The following is a 17,310-nucleotide window of genomic DNA, read 5'->3' on the forward strand; positions in this document are numbered from 1 at the left end:
TAACAATATATTATCAAGATTAATCACTCATCTAATTCACTACAATCTATGGGTTTTGATACAGGTCAATGTAAGGGCTGGATGAAGGCTCGGTAACTGGTGAGCCATCTTCGGTCACTATAATAGGTGTGGCACTGATAGTCGCATCTGCTGCGACAGAACCACTGGTATTAGGTATTGCTCTGTTATTCACGACTGCAACTCTAGTTGGATGGGCTGAATTTGCAGCATTGGCCTCATACATGATGTCATCGTTACCCAGCTTTACGCCTCGATCATCGACGACAGTAGTCAGTAGTACCAATTCTGTAACACCAACCGTGCTATTGGCAATATCAATCAGATGGCTTTGCTGCGTCGGTGTCATACGACCCATGATATAAACCACGCCATTATTGGTCACTGCTCTAATTTGTGACGCTTTCACCCCATCAGCAGCGGCCGTTTTCGCCATCAGCTTTGAGGTGATATAACCGTCATGGACAGTTTGGCTATAGCCTTTTGAAGCACCAACTGTCAGCTCATTGTAGACTTGACGAACATCTGGCATAGAGCCTACGACTTTACTGACTTCTGCCTTAATTGTTTCAGTCGGCACTTCACCGGTCAGTAATACAATACTATTAAAGCTATCAATACTCATGCGACTGGTTTGCTGCAAATTTTCCTGCAAACCATAAACGTTAATCTTGACGGTATGCTCAATACTACGATCAAGAAGACGCTGCGGAATAGTACGCTCAGTCATGGGCACGCCATAAGTACCTTCTGTACTATTGGTCAAATAATTGGTGGTACAGCCAGTCGTGACAATGCTCGACATTAATATAATGCCTATCGCGTTACGGCGCGGTGAGCCAAAAATAGCAGTGCGCAGATTCATCTGTGTCATGATTTACCTCTTTAGTACATGAGTATTCATAATAAATAATAGCAACAGTCCATGGTTGTAATTTTAACAAATATGACAAAAACTTGATTCAATAAAATTATTTTAGTGCCGCTACTCTACTGAATTTTTACTGCTTACAGTTAGGCTTTTGGTAACGACAACTTCATTTAATTTGCTTTGACATTATAAAATTAGCCACGCTTAAATAAATCATAAACAAGTTTTATTACCAAGCTGACGTGATAAATGCGCCTTGCAGCCATTCAGGCTGATTAATTTCTAACCGTTGATTTGGTTGATTATCCAACGTGATATTGGCTTCATTTTTATTTTTTTTATTCATTGTATTATAAGCAATCACATCAAACCGGCATTCATATTTATGATATTGAGGGTTTTGCTGTAAAAAATAACGCGCTGCTTTGATAATTTTACGTTGCTTGGCTGCTGTGACGCTGAGTGCCGCATCACCAAAATGTGATTGCTGTCTTTGCCGCACTTCCACAAATACCAGTGTCGACCACGCTTGTCCTTTTTCTAACATCACCAAATCAAGCTCACCAACTTTGGGCTGCTGCCAGTTTTGCGCAATCAAAATCAGCCCTTGTCCTTGCAAAAATTCACACGCCTGCTGCTCAAAATAACTACCTTGGCGCTGCTTTGGGGAGGTTAACATTAAAGGTTTATCATTTGCCATGACGTCTATAAGTCTGCTCAACATTTCAGAATTATCATAGCACATCATGCTAAACTAACCACTTTCGCGTGCAGATACTGGTGTGGTTTTTTAGGCTGTGCTTAAGCCTTATTTGATAAGGCAGTTTTGCCTTTAATGTTGAATGTTGTTAGCCAGTTTTATCAGTCAGTGCGCCATATCCCTTTATTTATTATCTTAATGACCCGAGGTTTTCATGTCTAGCCCTACCGCGATGCCAGCTTGTCTATATATCGTTGCCACGCCGATTGGCAATCTGAGCGACATGACACCGCATGCGATTGATGTCTTAAAGCAAGTCGCTATCATTGCCTGTGAAGATACGCGCACTTCAGGTAAGCTGTTATCACATTTTGGCATCAACACCAAAGGTAATAAGGATGATGATGCCGAAGAAGTAACGGCGTACAATAATAAAAATGATGCCAATCTTGATCCTGATACCACCGTTAAGCAAAAAGGTCATAATAAGCTTTGGGCTTATCATGAGCACAATAGCGCCATTCAAACACCCAAAATTATTGAAATGATTGAGCAAGGTCATTCTGTTGCGTTGATTAGTGATGCTGGCACGCCACTTATTAGTGACCCAGGTTATCAATTGGTACAAGCAGCACATGCTGCTGGCGTTCGCGTATCCCCTATTATTGGCGCCTCTGCTGCTATTGCCGCACTGTCTGTTGCAGGATTGCCCTCAGACCGCTTTAGCTTTATTGGTTTTCTACCAGCAAAAACCCATGGTCGTCAAAAGCAGCTGGCAGCATTGCACTCTCGCACTGAAACCTTAATATTTTACGAAGCGCCGCACCGTATTATTGCCAGTTTAGAAGATATGGCGACTGTATTTGGTGCTGAGCGCGAAGTAACGTTTTGCCGTGAATTGACCAAAACCTTTGAGACCGTAAATAAAAGTACGCTTGGCGCTTTGGTTGAATTTGTTAAAGCGGATGACAATCAGCAGCGCGGCGAAATAGTGGTGGTGGTCGCAGGAGCCAATATTGCCCAAGACGATGATGACATCAGTATTCATGATAAATTACTGCAACGGCTACTAGAGGACTTATCAGTGAAAAGAGCCGCTGCTTTAGGTGCTGACATCACCGGTGTCAAAAAGAATGCACTCTATCAGCGCTTACTTGAGCTACAAGCATAATAATTTTTGGATATTATAACCAAACAGACGCAGTTATAAATTCTTTGAGGAGAGATAAGCAATGTACGATGTGATGGCGATAGGTAATGCTTTGGTTGACCACGAATATCTGTTATCAGATGCTGCACTAGAAGAAACTGACCTGACTAAAGGTAATATGACGCTGGCAGGTATTGAAGAACAACAGCAATTATTGGCATATTTTAAGCTGGCAGAAATAGAACCATCAAAACAAGCGGGTGGCGGTTCAGCTGCCAATGCCATGTATGCGTTTTCAAGTTTGGGCGGTAAACCTTTTTATGCCTGCCGCGTCGGCGACGATAAGCAAGGTGAATTTTATTTAAAAGACTTACATGAAGCAGGTGTTGCCACCTCACCTCAGTCCATTCATGTAGGCGGTGTAACTGGCTCATGTGTGGTTGCAGTAACTGAAGATGGCGAGCGTACTATGCAGACGTTCCTAGGTACTTCAAGCGATATAACCGCTGACAACGTTGACTTTGACGCGTTAACTCAAGCTGAGTGGTTGTATTTGGAAGGCTACCTTGCGATGTCTGCAGGTATTCAGCCAGCGATGGATCAATTGCGTCAGCAAGCGACTGTAAACGGTGCCAAGATTGCCGTTAGCTTTGCTGATCCAGCCGTTGTAAAATTCGCCAAAGAGGGTTTGCTGAATATGCTTGGCAACAAGGTATCCGTGATATTTTGTAATAGTGAAGAAGCACGTTTATTTACAGATGAAAAAGAATACAAGTCAGCGGCGCGTGCGCTACTTGAATACTGTCAAATTGTAGTAGTCACTGACGGTGCTAATGGTGCGGTGATTGCACATCAGCCAAATGATGAGTCCGACATTGAGATTTATGATATCCCTACGCCAGCAGTCGATAGTGTCATCGATACCAATGGTGCCGGTGATAACTATGCGGGCGCATTTCTATATGCTTTGTCACAGCAATATAGTTTGCCAGAATGTGGTCGTCTTGCCAGCGCAGTTGCCGCGCAAGTGATTCAACAGCTCGGTCCACGTTTAGCGTCAGAAGATTATCAGAATATTGCCAAACGTGTACTGACTGCTTAAAAAATGAAGCCTAATACTTAGCAGTGTTTAGATAGCTTAGAAAATATAGTTTAGAGAATATAAAAAGCCCATATCGATTTGATATGGGCTTTCTGCTTTATAAGCTATTATTTAATTAAGCCGCAGCCAATGCTTGCTCTAAATCGGCTTTGATATCTTCGATATGCTCAATACCAATTGATAAACGAACCATATCAATGCTGACGCCTGCCTTTTCGAGCTCTTGCTCATTGAGCTGGCGATGGGTGGTCGTTGCTGGATGACAAGCTAGTGATTTGGCATCACCGATATTCACCAAGCGTGTAATCAGCTTCAAAGCATCAATAAAGCGCGAGCCTGCTTCAAGCCCACCTTTTACCCCAAAAGTCAAAATAGCAGATGGCGTCCCTTTCATGTATTTTTTGGCAAGTTCATGCTCAGGATGGTCAGGCAGACCAGCATATTTTACCCAAGCAACTTTATCATGGTCACGTAGATACTCTGCAACCGCTTGCGCGTTTTGAACATGACGCTCCATACGTAAACCTAGCGTCTGTAAACCTTGTAAAATACTAAAGGCATTGAGCGGGCTAAGTGCTGCGCCAGTATTTCGCAGCGGTGCTACACGAGCACGGGCGATAAATGCTGCAGCGCCAACGTCTTTGACGAAGTTTACGCCATGATAGCTGGCATCTGGGGTGTTTAATAATGGAAAACGTTCAGGATAATCGCCCCAAGGGAAAGTACCACTATCGACAATAGCGCCACCAATCGAGGTACCGGTACCGCTCATATATTTGGTCAATGAATGAATGACAATATCCGCACCAAACTCAAATGGACGACATAATGCAGGTGTCGCAACGGTGCTATCAATCACGACTGGCACGCCATATTCATGAGCGATATCACTGAGTGCTTGGATATCAATAATATTGCCGAGTGGATTGCCGATACTTTCCGCAAAGACCATCTTGGTCTTATCATCGATTAAATCACGAATCGCTTCAGGGTTTTTGTGGTCAAAAAAGCGCACCTCGATACCTTGGCGTGGTAATGCATGAGCGAATAAGTTATAAGTACCACCATATAGTGTCGATACCGCAACGATATTGTCGCCTGCTTCACAAATGGTTTGAATCGCATAAGTGATGGCAGCCATACCAGAAGCCACAGCAAGCGCGCCGATACCACCCTCAAGTGCAGCAACGCGCTCTTCTAATACCGCATTGGTCGGGTTCATGATACGGGTATAAATATTGCCAGCGACTTTTAAATCAAATAAGTCTGCACCATGCTGGGTATTATCAAACGCATATGAGCTGGTATGATAAATGGGCACGGCGACCGCTTTGGTGGTCGGCTCTACAGTATATCCGGCATGAATCGCCAAGGTTTCAAGGCGTTGATTATTTTGCTTAGCTGGTTGTCCGTCACTCATATTGCGCTCCTATATATTTATTCGCTATCAAAAAATACTTGTTGATTAAAATAGCTATCGCTAAACGATAGGCATAAAAAAAGCTGAGTTAATCATAACTCAACTTCTTTATGAAAAGAATAGCAAATTACCCATCGCTTAATAACAAAAACGCATAAGCAATAAAAAACAAGCATCCTATTCGTACTTATAATCACCGATTAGTTTTATTAATCAAAGCATTCTTATTTATAATAAGCGTTTTCAGTACGCGTATGATCGGTCTCATCAATCACTTGAGTAAGCTCTGGTATTTGCTGTTTCAGCTGCACTTCAACACCTTGACGCAAAGTCATATCAACCGCTGAACAGCCTTGACAACCGCCACCAAATTTCAATACGGCAGTCAAGCCAATACCTTCTTCATCAATCAATTCAAGCAATTGCACATCACCACCATGCGCCGCTAGGCTTGGATTAATCTCAGACTGCAACACATAGTTGATACGCTCTTCCACACTGGCATCAGCACCCACTTTTGGCACTTTAGAGTTTGGTGCACGGAAGGTCAACTGACCACCAAAACGGTCTTTATTATAATCAATCACCGCATCTTCTAAATAAGGTACTGATGCCGCTTCAATAAAAGCAGAGAAATTATCGTAGCTGAATTTCAGGTCAGCACTATCCTCTTCGCCTGGCTGGTTATAAGCCATACAGCACTCAGCACGCGGTGTACCCGGATGTTCAACAAAAATACGTACGCCAATACCGTCGGTGTCTTGCTTCGATAACAAATCCGCTAAGTAACCTTGCGCCGCTTCCGTGATGGTAATATTGCTTTTAGCTTCGGTTTGCTCAGTATCAAGCGCTGACTCGTAATCGGCAGCAGGTTCTACTTGAGTATCCGTTGGGTTATGTTCACTCATAATGCGTCCTATCTGTGTTATGACACCAGCGTGCTGTGTACCCGCTTCTTGTGTCGTCAATGCAAGGGAATATGTGTCAGTGACTATCATGCTTATCGTTTGTTGCTTTGACCATGACAGCTATCTATTTATACGGCTCATTATAGCGCACTTAGTCGACTATTCCGACTGCAGCGGTGTGAATTAGCAGTGGCTATCTGTAATGATACTCACTTATAGTGAGCTGACCGTATCTTCATTGTATATAAAGACAGTAAGCTGACTTATCAAGTCTATGATGCATTCAGTGTAGTTAAAAGCTGTTACAAGCAATGAGAGCATCTAAAGAAATTTGCTCAGAAAACTTAAGTCTTAAGAGAGCCCTGTATGTTGACTGAAAATCTAAAATTTGTGAGCACAAAAGATAATGTGCAAATCGCTATTTGGCATATTTTTGATAGTAAAAAACAGCATTATTTATCTGATAGCTCTACTCATAAAGCCCAAAATATCTTTTTAACTCATGGTACATTTTCAGACAAAAAAACCTGTTTAAGAATCGCTGAATACTTAGCAATACTCGGACATCACTGTTATATCATGGAATGGCGCGGTCATGGTGCAAGCTCAGCATCAAAAGATAAATTTAATTTTGAAACCATTGCCACTTATGATTTTCCTGCGACATTTGACTATTTATGTCATCAATTAAACCTCGATAATCTACACTGCGTCACTCATAGCGGCGGCGGTATCGGCTTAATCATGTTTCTCATTCAACACCCAGACTATATCGACAAAATAAACAGTATCAGCCTGTTTGCCTGCCAAGCCTATGGCGCCGCCTTGCACCCTATTAACCGTGTCAAAATATTTATCGCCAAATATCTCAATCGCTTATCCGGCTATATCCCTGCGCAAAAACTCAATCTGGGTCCTGTCAATGAAAGCTACCATACAATGAAGCAGTGGTACGACTGGAACTTACAGCAAAACTTTCACAGTAGTTTTATCAAGCAAGGCGATACGAATAAAAGCAATGTGAATAAGAACAGGACGCCATATATACTTGCTGATTCTGAGCCTTTTGATTACCGACAGCATATGCCAAAGATTACCATACCCATATATGCTATTAGCGCCAAAGGTGACCAGTTTATCTCCCCCACTTTGGGTTGTCGCGCACTGTTTAATGATTTTAACAATCATGCGAATATCTTTCGTGAGTACTCGCTCAGCAATGGCAATTTAGACGACTATACGCATAGCCGCATTTTAAATAGCCGTCATGCTGCCAAAGAGGTTTGGCCAACAGTTGCGGCGTGGATTGACAAGCATAGCGACTAACTTTATATATTTACCTCTAGCTTGATTGCTCAATAATATAGATACAGCCTTAAACATCTTTACACTTGCCAGCCAGTTGCAGCCTGTGTCAGTATTGATGTCTTTAAATTATTTTGAATCCTAGTTAATAACTAATAATTAAAAAATCCCCATTAATGATTGATAGCAGTACGGTAGGAGCTGGGCGTTTATGAGTGAAGCATCAGAGCAAATTTCAGCTAAGAATAATACACACTATCGCTATTTGGTGTTTATCGGGCGTTTTCAGCCCTTCCATTGTGGTCATAAAGCAGTCATTGATGAGGCATTAAAGCGTGCTGACAATGTCATTATGCTCATCGGCTCTGCCAACCTCCCACGCAGTTTGCGAAATCCATTTAGTGTTGCTGAGCGCGCGGCGATGATTAAGGGTGCCTATTCAGCAGAGGAAGCTGCGCGTATCCACTGCGTTGGACTCGATGATGCACTCTACAATGACACGCGTTGGCTACAATATGTACAAGCTGGCGTCAAATCCGTCACCGGCGACTTACAGACTGATATAGGTCTGATTGGTCACTCAAAAGACAGCTCATCGTATTATTTATCTTTGTTCCCCAACTGGGCATCTGTCTCCGTACCCAATTATCATAACTTATCCGCAACGCCTATACGTGACAGCTACTTAATGGGTGCTACGCCGACGCCTGAGCGTACCCCTGAGTCAACGCGCAACGTATTGGATGAATTCAAGAAAACAAGCGAATATCAACAACTGCACGATGAAGCCGATTTTGTTGATAAGTATAAAAGACAATGGGAGTCTGCTCCTTATCCGCCAACCTTTATGACTGCCGATGCCTTAGTCGTACAGTCAGGACATATCTTGCTGGTTGAGCGCCGTAGTATGCCAGGGCAAGGATTGTGGGCACTGCCGGGTGGATTTTTAAATCCAAAAGAGACACTATTTGACGCCTGTATCCGTGAGCTCCGTGAGGAGACTCGCCTCAAAGTCCCTGAGCCCGTATTGCGTGGCTCTTGTCATAGTCAGCATACTTTTGACGATCCTTACCGCTCAGCGCGTGGGCGTACGATTACTCAAGCATTTTATTTTCAGCTCAAAAATGACCCAAAAGGCCTGCCAAAAGTAAAAGGCGGCGATGACGCAACCACAGCGTTTTGGTTACCGCTCGCCGAGCTTGATGCCAAAATGATGTTTGAAGATCATTATGCCATTATCACCAAAATGGTCGGCTTATAGTATTTTGTCAGACGGCTATGCGTTCCTTTATTAATAATTTCCCAAACCGATAGACGGTAAAGGCTTCGCGCTGCCATCGTTGCGGCATCTCAAAGCAGAGGAGTTCTGTGATGTACACCAGTAATTTAAATAATTTAATCCTAAATAGCGACAGCTACAAAACCTCACATTGGGTGCAATATCCAAGCGGTAGTGAATATCTATCGAGCTATATTGAGGCACGTAAAGGCGACTACGATGTGGTGTTTTTTGGGCTACAAGCGTTTATCAAAGAATATCTAAGCACGCCAATCACTCATCAAGACATCGATGAAGCCGAAATGGTCATTCAAGCACATGGCTTAACCTTCAACCGTGCTGGCTGGGAGCGCTTGGTTGATAAACATGGTGGTTATTTACCACTACGTATCGAAGCCATACCTGAAGGTAGTATCGTGCCTGTATCCAATGTCGTCTGCCAAATCATAAATACCGACCCTGAGTTTTATTGGCTACCAAGCTATATCGAAACGGCGCTACTGCGCGCAATTTGGTATCCATCAACGGTCGCTAGTGTCTCGCACTATTGTAAAAACATCATTCGTCAAGCACTAGAGAAGTCTGCGGACAATACAGAATCGCTAACCTTTCGTTTGCATGATTTCGGCTCACGCGGGGCTTCTAGCCAAGAGTCTGTCGCCCTCGGTAGTCTTGCACATTTAGTCAATTTTGCCGGTACCGATTCGATGACGGCTTTGGTAGCTGCCAGTCGCTGGTATCAGATGGATAAAGACATGCCAGCATTTTCTATCCCTGCCGCTGAGCATAGCACGATGACGGCATGGGGACGCGACGGTGAAACTGCTGCCTTTGCCAATATGATTGAACAGTTTGGTGGCGCTGGTAAAAGCTTTTCTGTTGTCTCTGACAGCTATGACTTATGGAACGCCATTGACAATATTTGGGGCGGCAGCCTAAAAGACGATGTAAAAAATATGGGCGGTACCTTAGTTATCAGACCAGACAGTGGCGACCCGGCCAAAGTCGTACGCGAAGCCTTGGAGCGTCTGGCAGTAAAGTTTGGTACGACAGTCAACAGTAAAGGCTACAAAGTCCTGCCCGATTATGTGCGTGTTATTCAAGGTGATGGCATCAGTCCACAAAGCTTGAGTAAGATTATCGATGTGGTCATGAAAGCAGGTTTTAGCGCTGATAACGTGACTTTCGGTATGGGTGGTGGATTGCTACAACAAGTCAATCGCGATACCATGAGCTGGGCAATGAAAGCCAGTGCCATCTCTATCAATGGTTTATGGAAAGACATCTATAAAGATCCGATCACCAGTCGTTCAAAGCGCTCGAAAAAAGGGCGTTTGGCATTAATCAAACACAGTAATGGGCAGCTAAAAACGATTAAGGCTGATGGGCTTACTGCTGAGAGCGATAACCTACTGCGTAATGTTTATGTTGATGGAAAATTACTTATAGACGAGAGTCTAACTATTATTAGAGAGCGTGCAGGATGGTAGCTACTAGCAAAATACAGAATAAAATAGCCGCTGTTGCAAAGGATGTTTTATTTGCTCCTGTATACCTTTATCAAGGTCGAAAAATCAAACGAGATACGGTCCGTTTGCCTGAGCCAAATGGAGAAAGACATGGGTCTGTGCAACTGGATCATGCCAGTAACGAGTCAGCCGCTCAGAATAAACCCGCACTACATATCATGATCGTTGGTGATTCAGCAGCGGCTGGAGTCGGTAGTGAAACGCAGCAAGAGGCGCTCGTTGGTAAGCTCATTCCAATCTTGCAGCAGCAGCCCACTATTAATGAGCAGTTTGCGGTATTGAACTGGTCATTACAAGCGACAACGGGGCACACCAGTTTTGATATTCTACGCAGGCTATATATTATGCCAGCACCAAACAAGCCTATCGATGTGATGATACTAAGTGTTGGGGTCAATGATACGACATCGAGTGTTGCTGTAGACAAGTGGCAACAGCAAATCAAAGATATTATTGCCATCGCTCAGCGTAAGTTTGGCGTGCGCGAGTTGGTTTTTTTAAGTCTACCGCCTATGGCACAAATGCCAGCAATACCTGCTCCGCTAAATAACTTTGTTGGCGCAAAAGCGTCTATTCTTGACGGAATATTGCAGCAAATCTGCATGGCTCATAAAAACGTCACTTATATGGCAACGGATTTCCCACGAATGATTGCTGAGCACTCTAACGGTACGCCGATCGATATCAAGGTAATGTTTGCGAGCGATGGCTTTCATCCAAGTAGCCTGATGTATGGCTATTGGGCACAGCAATTATCGGAGCTGATTGTGGAGTTACTCGATTCATCAACCCATTAGCCAAAAGCTAGCACAAAAAAACCGCCGAATAGTCAGCGGTTTTTTATATTCTTAATACCATCACTATGCATGCTTGAGAGAACACATGCTCAAAATAATATCACACAATACGTGTGAATTATTCTGCAGCGTCAGTATCAGCAGCTTTCTTACGGCCACCAAACGCACCAAAACGTTTGTTGAAGCTTGCAACACGACCTTCAGTAGAAGTTTTACGTTGCTCACCAGTATAGAATGGATGCGACGCACTTGAGATATCAAGTGGGTAGTATGGATATTCTGAACCTTCGTATTCACGAGTGGTTTTGGTTTTAACAGTTGAACGAGTCAAGAAGAACACGTCAGCGTTAGTGTCGTGGAATAAAACTTCTTGGTAATTAGGATGGATATCTTTACGCATAATAAACTCTCTATGTCCGATGCATGTATAACGACTTTGCAAAACAGCATTTTTAACGATGCATTCAGCAAACGATGACATACGTAACTGAGGCACTAAGGACATTCTCAGTCTGGCAACTGCGTCACTGGCTTATTCCAGCACCCAATACCACACCTCTGCTCGCTTAGCCTTTCCCCAGCGGGAAAATCAAACCGCGATTTTACCGGTTTTTGGGGTTTGATGCAAGCAGCAGTTGTGAGGGTTATCAGTGCTAATTTGTCACTGCAACATCGATAGTATTGAGGCTGATAGACAAGCTGCGTATAATAATACGTTAGATAATATAATCAATAACTATTAATTTTTAAGATTAATTTAATAATATTCAATTAGTATTGGTGATTTAATTATCAATATTGATTGAATACTAACATTTAATGAGGATAAGACAATGAAAAACACAATCGCGAAAAACAGTATAAAAGCTGTTTTATTTGGCTCAGCAATTGCTATGACAACGCTGGCAAGTGCGGCGCTGCCAACTCAATGGCAGCTAGATGACGCACATACCCGTGTCGGATTTTCAGTCAATCACTTAGGGTTTTCGACCACCATGGGTCACTTTAATGATGTCAAAGGCATGGTCAATTACAATATTAAAGCACCTAATAAAGCCAATATGAATTTCACTATTGTTACTAACAGTATCGATACCAATTGGGATGCTCGCGATGCTCACTTAAAAAAAGATGAGTTTTTTAATGTGGCAAAACATCCAACCATGACTTTTAAATCGACTAACATCACCTTTAAGAATCCACAACAAGCCACAGTCACAGGTGACTTCACTCTACTGGGTCAAACCAAGCCACTGACCCTAGATGTGACTTTGAATAAAATAGCCAATAGCCCGATGACCAAAGAGCCAGTTATTGGTTTTCGTGCTACCGCTGTGATTGACCGTGCCGCTTATGGCATGACCGCTTTTGCAAGTGGCATTACGACTGAAGTACCCATTCAAATAGACGGTGAGCTGATTGAGAAAAAAGCGGCGACGAAGAATAAAGCAAAATAGTTTTATACATATCAATGTGATGCTTTTATGAAGTAAGTTTGCGGTTAAAAATATCATAATAAAAAGCAGCCATTAGATGGCTGCTTTTTTATGGTAAAACTTAGTCTTTATATTCAGACCTTACTTGGTTCTAACGATATGCCAAACACCAAGTTTATTGTCGCCATCTTTATCCCCAACATTGGTGTCATTGGCATAGAAATACAGCGGCTTGCCGTTCATGGCCCATTGATACTTGCCGTCTTCACGTTGGAAGGCAGCAAACTGCCCTGAGGCTTTGGCATTGCTAGGTGCCATAAATGCCGGCCAAACTAGCATACAAGCGCTACCACACTCTGATCTATTCATCGAATCTTTATCAAAAGTATACAAAGTCATATGGTTACGAGAATCAACCAGCATGCCGTTTTTACTCATGACAGGCGCAGTATTTTTATTGGTTGCTTGCACGTCATGCATACCAGAGTCGTCATTACCGACCATATTGTTTAGCGTTGAACAACCGCTAAGAGCCAACACACCACTAAGAGCGGATAAAACTAAAATATGTTTCATAATAACTTCCTTGTCATTGTCATCATAGATTGTTAATTGTTATTAGATCGTTCTTATCACTCTAGGATTTAAGCCATAATAAATTGCAAGCGAATATCTTAAACCCATTATTGAGATTTTAAATATAGCATAGGATTTATAGCTGTTATTCTTGTCCTCATATAAATTTACAAAAGCCCATAAACATTACAATTTCGCCAAACAAAAATACTTAATACCATCAGTAATTAGCGGTTTTAAGAGAAAGTAAATCTGCTCGTCCCTATGGTAATAATAGGATGATGATTTTAAATTGAATTAAAAATATTATCTTGATTGAGTAAGTTTATGCCCCATAGAATTTTGGGTTAAACGTTGACAAAAATCATGTATGCACTTACCAATTTGCCGTTCTATTCCCCAACGTTTTTTGTAGAATAGCGCTATAGAAATTAAGCATGACTACACAATGGCGAATGTGACCATTGAGATTTATGATCACTGTTGAACTTGACTGCCTCTGCACGCATATCAATATCCATAAGCCACCTCATGCCTATGCCAAGTACCCCGTTAAATACTGATTTAAGTACCACTTGATGCAAATGCTATTAAGGATATAACCTCGACAATGACTCACTCTCTCATGAATAATCAAGTAATTGCTACTCAACGTGTCGGTATCCTCGGTGGTGGTACGGCGGGGGCAACCATTGCCATTCGATTGGCAGCGTTAGGGCTTGAAACTTACGTGTTCGAAAAAAACAAATCGCTGATTGATGGTCCGCCTATGTGCCATTTGCATGCCGGTGGCAATCTCTATCGCGAAATCCCTGACGAGGACTGCGTCGCCCTTCTCAAACAGTGCATCGATATTTTACGTCTTTATCCTTATACCATTGATGTACGTCCAACGGTATTTGCGGTGCCGACTCGTGATGACGGCTTGCCCGAAGACTTGCTACCGCGGCTTGAGATATTGACCGATGCCTATCGTGAGCTGATTGCTCAAGATGCCAATAACAAAGTACTGGGTGAACCGGAAGATTATTATCAGCTCTACAGTCATGAACAACTGATTGCATTGTCTGAGCGTGAGCAAGTGACTGTGCCAACTACCGTTGATGAATGGATGATACCGGTTGCTAAGTATTTAGATTTAAATAAAGTTAAATTTCCGCTGATTGTGGTACAAGAATATGGCTGGAATATCTTTCGCTTGGCAGCATCGGCGCAATTGGCATTAGATGGTTATGAGCATGCGCATGTCTTTACTGATACTCAAGTAAAGCAGGTCATGCCAGTTGATTGTGAAAACTGCTCAAATGCTGATCATCATGTGACCAAATGGCGTATTGATTATCAGCAAGGCGCTGGTTTAGATCCTGAAGCGCAATCTAATAGCAAAATCGAGTCCATCGAAGTTGATTACCTCGTCAATGCCTGTGGTTTTCGTACAGGGGTTATTGATGATATGGTCGGTGTCAAAGTCACGCGTATGGTAGAGTTTAAATCCTCTTATATTACTCATTGGGAAGATACCGGTGGACAGATACCAGAGATTATTGTCTATGGTAATCGCGGTACACCTGAAGGGATGGCACAACTAACCCCTTATCCAGGTGGTTATTTTCAGATACATGGCATGAGTAATTTTATCACGCTATTTAATGATGGTTTGGTGGCTTCAAGTAAAGACAGCGCCCAACCAAAATTGCCGCCGCAATATGTGCATTATATCGAAGATGGTTGGGACAAAGCACCGCTACAAGCGCGTAGCCAACAAGCGATTGATTATGTAGCAGAATTTGTACCGACCTTCCATAGTGCCCGTACTGTCGGCAATGCTTTATACGGTGGGCAGCAAATTCCTGGTGAGGATGATACACTCCGGGTCGCTGATGTGAGCTTATACTCTAATATTCGCTATGCCCGTGCTGAAAACGTCAAAGCATCTTCAACTCTAATTGCAGCAGATCAAATCGTTGACGAATTGAGTGAGCTTGGTTTGATTGAACTTGATACGCCCGTGAACCGCAATCGCTATGCTCATGAGTGGGCGTATCTGGCGCACAACGACAGTCTGGCTATTGAGACAGTCGCCCGTGATTTGGCAAAAGAGCGTGGCTTTCCGCAGGCAATGGCAGGCGTCAATCGTGGTATTCGCGAAAAAGCGTTAGAGGATTTAAATATTAATAATAGTTCAGATAATTATAGGACTTAAGAAAGACGTTTTTAATTAGCGGACAAAAAAAGGGAAAGAATTGCTTTTCTTAGCCATTCTTTCCTTTTTTCATATTTGCTTATATATCTGCTTTTAGTTGCCTGCCATCTTTTCTGTATCGACAGCAGCATCTATTTTGACCATCGTCTGCAGTAAATCAATGGCATCACCAATCGTGTTACATACTACCAAGCGCTCAAGATCTTCTTGCTTCATAAAGCCTTGCTCAGTGGTATATTTTAAATGCTCGATCATACGATCATAAAAACCATTAATATTCAAAATAATCATTGGCTTTTCATGTTGATACAGCTGGCGCCATGTGGCTATTTCCATGATTTCCTCTAAAGTACCAAGTCCACCCGGTAAAGTAATAAAGGCATCAGCATATTCTGCCATCACTGTTTTACGCGTGTGCATAGTATCTGTGAGATGCAAACGGGTCAGCTGCTCATGAGCAATTTCGTGTTTGAGCATAAAGGTTGGAATCACACCGACTGCTTCTGCACCACCTCGAATCACTTCATCAGCCACTGCGCCCATCAGCCCGATACTCGCGCCGCCGTATACTAAACCCATGCCATTGTCTGCTAATGCCACACCAAGCTCTCGTGCGGCTTGCTCATATATGACATCATTACCCAAACGCGACCCACAATAGACCGCAACTAGCGGCATAGTTAACGCTGATTTATCCACGGCTTTTTCGATATTAGTAATATCTTGACTGGTAATCACTTCATACGTGTCATTGTTGATTTTCATTTGCATATAGCTTCCTTAACTTTTATATCAATTGTTTTTATTAAGAACTTGTTTGTTAAAGCATTTTTATCCGTGCATGCTGAATAGTCAAGATAGTTATTCAGTCCAGTCTTAATGGATCATATCATGCAAGATAAATTGAGATAGAACTTAGAAGTCATATTTGAGCGCCTTCCCTACTGAGATTTATTTTAACATAAGCAATGCTATCACGCGGTCGCAACCATTTATCACTACGCAATTACTACATTTTTAAGGCTACACATTGGCAGCTTATTGCAAATTAACACTCTATATTTACTAGCAAAGCTCATTCATAAAAACGATAACAATATAATAAGGTTCAACCATGGAAAACAGCCCTACTATTACTCAAACAGAGGCCTATTCATTAAGCATTATGACCGATCGCAATCAGGCATTGGCAGCGACTATCTATCGTCCCAAAACGCCTGTAAAAAAAGCCGTCATGATAGCACCAGCAACAGGTATCAAACGTCAGTTTTATCATAACTTTGCCACTCACTTAGCCGAGCATGGCTTTGGCATACTGACATTCGATAATGAAGGTATCGGTGAGTCACTCTCAACTGACTTGGCAAAATGTGATGCATCTTTAATCAGCTGGGGTCGCCACGACATGCCAGCCGTCCTTGATGCCTTGCAAGATGAATTTACCGATGCCACTTATCATTTGATTGGTCATAGCGCTGGCGGTCAGCTCATTGGTTTGATGCCAAATTCCCAGTCTATTGCTTCAGTATTTAATGTCGCCTGCTCATCGGGTCGCATCAAAAACATGGACATGCCTTATAAGCTTAAGGCCATAGGTTTTATGGAGGCATTTATTCCTCTCACTAATCTGACGTTAGGCTACACGCCATCGGATAAAATCGGCATGGGCGAGCCGCTGCCGCGCGGCGTCGCTCGTCAATGGCGTGAGTGGTGTAATGGCGCAGGTTATATCAAGACCGCTTTTGGGAAAAGTATACACACGCATTTTTATGATGAGATCGATATGCCAGCATTATGGCTAGGGTTTAGTGATGATGAGATTGCCAATAGCAAAAATATGGATGATATGATTCGCGTTTTTACCAAAATGCCAGTAGAAAAACGCTTTTTAGATCCCAAAGATTTTGGTGTTAGTAGCATCGGTCACATGCGTTATTTCAGCAGCAGAACCAATGCTAAAGCACCTAAGTTGTGGCAGATGGCAGTTGATTGGTTACATAATCAATAGACTTCAGA

General features: G+C 42.6%; 16 protein-coding genes. 9 read left to right on the forward strand and 7 right to left on the reverse strand.

Annotated features, from left to right (window positions below; translation table 11 throughout):
* Nucleotides 1-46 precede the first annotated feature (46 nt).
* Both PSYCG_RS11425 and PSYCG_RS11430 read right to left on the reverse strand, forming a co-directional pair.
* A complete protein-coding gene (locus PSYCG_RS11425) occupies nt 47-892 on the reverse strand; it encodes a BON domain-containing protein (protein ID WP_020444328.1) in 846 nt (281 codons plus the stop codon).
* 226 nt (nt 893-1,118) lie between these two features.
* Nucleotides 1,119-1,637 (reverse strand): YraN family protein, encoded by a 519-nt coding sequence (locus PSYCG_RS11430; protein ID WP_041772321.1) that lies wholly within the window; start codon nt 1,635-1,637, stop codon nt 1,119-1,121.
* A gap of 166 nt (nt 1,638-1,803) precedes the next feature.
* On the opposite strand from PSYCG_RS11430, the gene rsmI reads away from it, so the two are divergent.
* Complete coding sequence (gene rsmI, locus PSYCG_RS11435) at nt 1,804-2,760, forward strand: 16S rRNA (cytidine(1402)-2'-O)-methyltransferase (RefSeq protein WP_020444330.1); 957 nt, start codon at nt 1,804-1,806, stop codon at nt 2,758-2,760.
* 61 nt (nt 2,761-2,821) lie between these two features.
* Complete coding sequence (locus tag PSYCG_RS11440) at nt 2,822-3,841, forward strand: adenosine kinase (RefSeq protein ID WP_020444331.1); 1,020 nt, start codon at nt 2,822-2,824, stop codon at nt 3,839-3,841.
* Between the two features lie 115 nt (nt 3,842-3,956).
* Here the strand turns inward: PSYCG_RS11440 and PSYCG_RS11445 are convergent, their stop codons facing one another.
* Complete coding sequence (locus tag PSYCG_RS11445; RefSeq protein WP_020444332.1) at nt 3,957-5,261, reverse strand: O-acetylhomoserine aminocarboxypropyltransferase/cysteine synthase family protein; 1,305 nt, start codon at nt 5,259-5,261, stop codon at nt 3,957-3,959.
* Between the two features lie 224 nt (nt 5,262-5,485).
* Nucleotides 5,486-6,169 (reverse strand): Fe-S biogenesis protein NfuA, encoded by a 684-nt coding sequence (gene nfuA, locus PSYCG_RS11450; protein ID WP_020444333.1) that lies wholly within the window; start codon nt 6,167-6,169, stop codon nt 5,486-5,488.
* A 366-nt stretch (nt 6,170-6,535) separates the two neighbouring features.
* Between nfuA and PSYCG_RS11455 the strand changes: the two genes are divergently transcribed.
* The 4 genes from PSYCG_RS11455 to PSYCG_RS11470 all read left to right on the forward strand — a co-directional run bounded on the left by PSYCG_RS11455 (nt 6,536) and on the right by PSYCG_RS11470 (nt 11,079).
* A complete protein-coding gene (locus tag PSYCG_RS11455) occupies nt 6,536-7,495 on the forward strand; it encodes an alpha/beta fold hydrolase (RefSeq protein ID WP_020444334.1) in 960 nt (319 codons plus the stop codon).
* 190 nt (nt 7,496-7,685) lie between these two features.
* Nucleotides 7,686-8,735, forward strand: a complete 1,050-nt coding sequence (locus PSYCG_RS11460; RefSeq protein ID WP_020444335.1) for a bifunctional nicotinamide-nucleotide adenylyltransferase/Nudix hydroxylase — start codon at nt 7,686-7,688, stop codon at nt 8,733-8,735.
* Nucleotides 8,736-8,845: 110 nt separating this feature from the next.
* The gene (locus PSYCG_RS11465) at nt 8,846-10,243 is read left to right on the forward strand and encodes a nicotinate phosphoribosyltransferase (protein ID WP_020444336.1); all 1,398 of its coding nucleotides are present in this window, start codon (nt 8,846-8,848) and stop codon (nt 10,241-10,243) included.
* On the forward strand, nt 10,237-11,079 hold the full coding sequence (locus tag PSYCG_RS11470; protein WP_020444337.1) for an SGNH/GDSL hydrolase family protein: 843 nt from the start codon (nt 10,237-10,239) through the stop codon (nt 11,077-11,079). Before PSYCG_RS11465 ends, PSYCG_RS11470 begins: the two co-directional genes overlap by 7 nt.
* A gap of 118 nt (nt 11,080-11,197) precedes the next feature.
* Here PSYCG_RS11470 and PSYCG_RS11475 read toward each other — a convergent pair whose 3' ends face one another.
* Nucleotides 11,198-11,479, reverse strand: coding sequence for a type B 50S ribosomal protein L31 (locus PSYCG_RS11475; RefSeq protein ID WP_011281173.1), 282 nt, complete (start codon nt 11,477-11,479; stop codon nt 11,198-11,200).
* Nucleotides 11,480-11,912: 433 nt separating this feature from the next.
* Here PSYCG_RS11475 and PSYCG_RS11480 point away from each other — a divergent pair, with 433 nt between their 5' ends.
* Nucleotides 11,913-12,536 carry a YceI family protein gene (locus PSYCG_RS11480; RefSeq protein WP_020444338.1) on the forward strand — a complete coding sequence of 208 codons (624 nt, stop codon included), beginning with the start codon at nt 11,913-11,915 and terminating at the stop codon, nt 12,534-12,536.
* 120 nt (nt 12,537-12,656) lie between these two features.
* Here the strand turns inward: PSYCG_RS11480 and PSYCG_RS11485 are convergent, their stop codons facing one another.
* The gene (locus tag PSYCG_RS11485) at nt 12,657-13,091 is read right to left on the reverse strand and encodes a hypothetical protein (protein WP_020444339.1); all 435 of its coding nucleotides are present in this window, start codon (nt 13,089-13,091) and stop codon (nt 12,657-12,659) included.
* 625 nt (nt 13,092-13,716) lie between these two features.
* Here PSYCG_RS11485 and PSYCG_RS11490 point away from each other — a divergent pair.
* The gene (locus PSYCG_RS11490; RefSeq protein ID WP_020444340.1) at nt 13,717-15,294 is read left to right on the forward strand and encodes an FAD-dependent oxidoreductase; all 1,578 of its coding nucleotides are present in this window, start codon (nt 13,717-13,719) and stop codon (nt 15,292-15,294) included.
* A 93-nt stretch (nt 15,295-15,387) separates the two neighbouring features.
* Here PSYCG_RS11490 and PSYCG_RS11495 read toward each other — a convergent pair whose 3' ends face one another.
* A complete protein-coding gene (locus PSYCG_RS11495; RefSeq protein ID WP_020444341.1) occupies nt 15,388-16,065 on the reverse strand; it encodes a TIGR00730 family Rossman fold protein in 678 nt (225 codons plus the stop codon).
* Nucleotides 16,066-16,408: 343 nt separating this feature from the next.
* Here PSYCG_RS11495 and PSYCG_RS11500 point away from each other — a divergent pair, with 343 nt between their 5' ends.
* Nucleotides 16,409-17,302 carry an alpha/beta fold hydrolase gene (locus PSYCG_RS11500; protein WP_020444342.1) on the forward strand — a complete coding sequence of 298 codons (894 nt, stop codon included), beginning with the start codon at nt 16,409-16,411 and terminating at the stop codon, nt 17,300-17,302.
* Nucleotides 17,303-17,310 lie beyond the last annotated feature (8 nt).

Source organism: Psychrobacter sp. G (assembly GCF_000418305.1).
Lineage (GTDB): Bacteria > Pseudomonadota > Gammaproteobacteria > Pseudomonadales > Moraxellaceae > Psychrobacter > Psychrobacter cryohalolentis.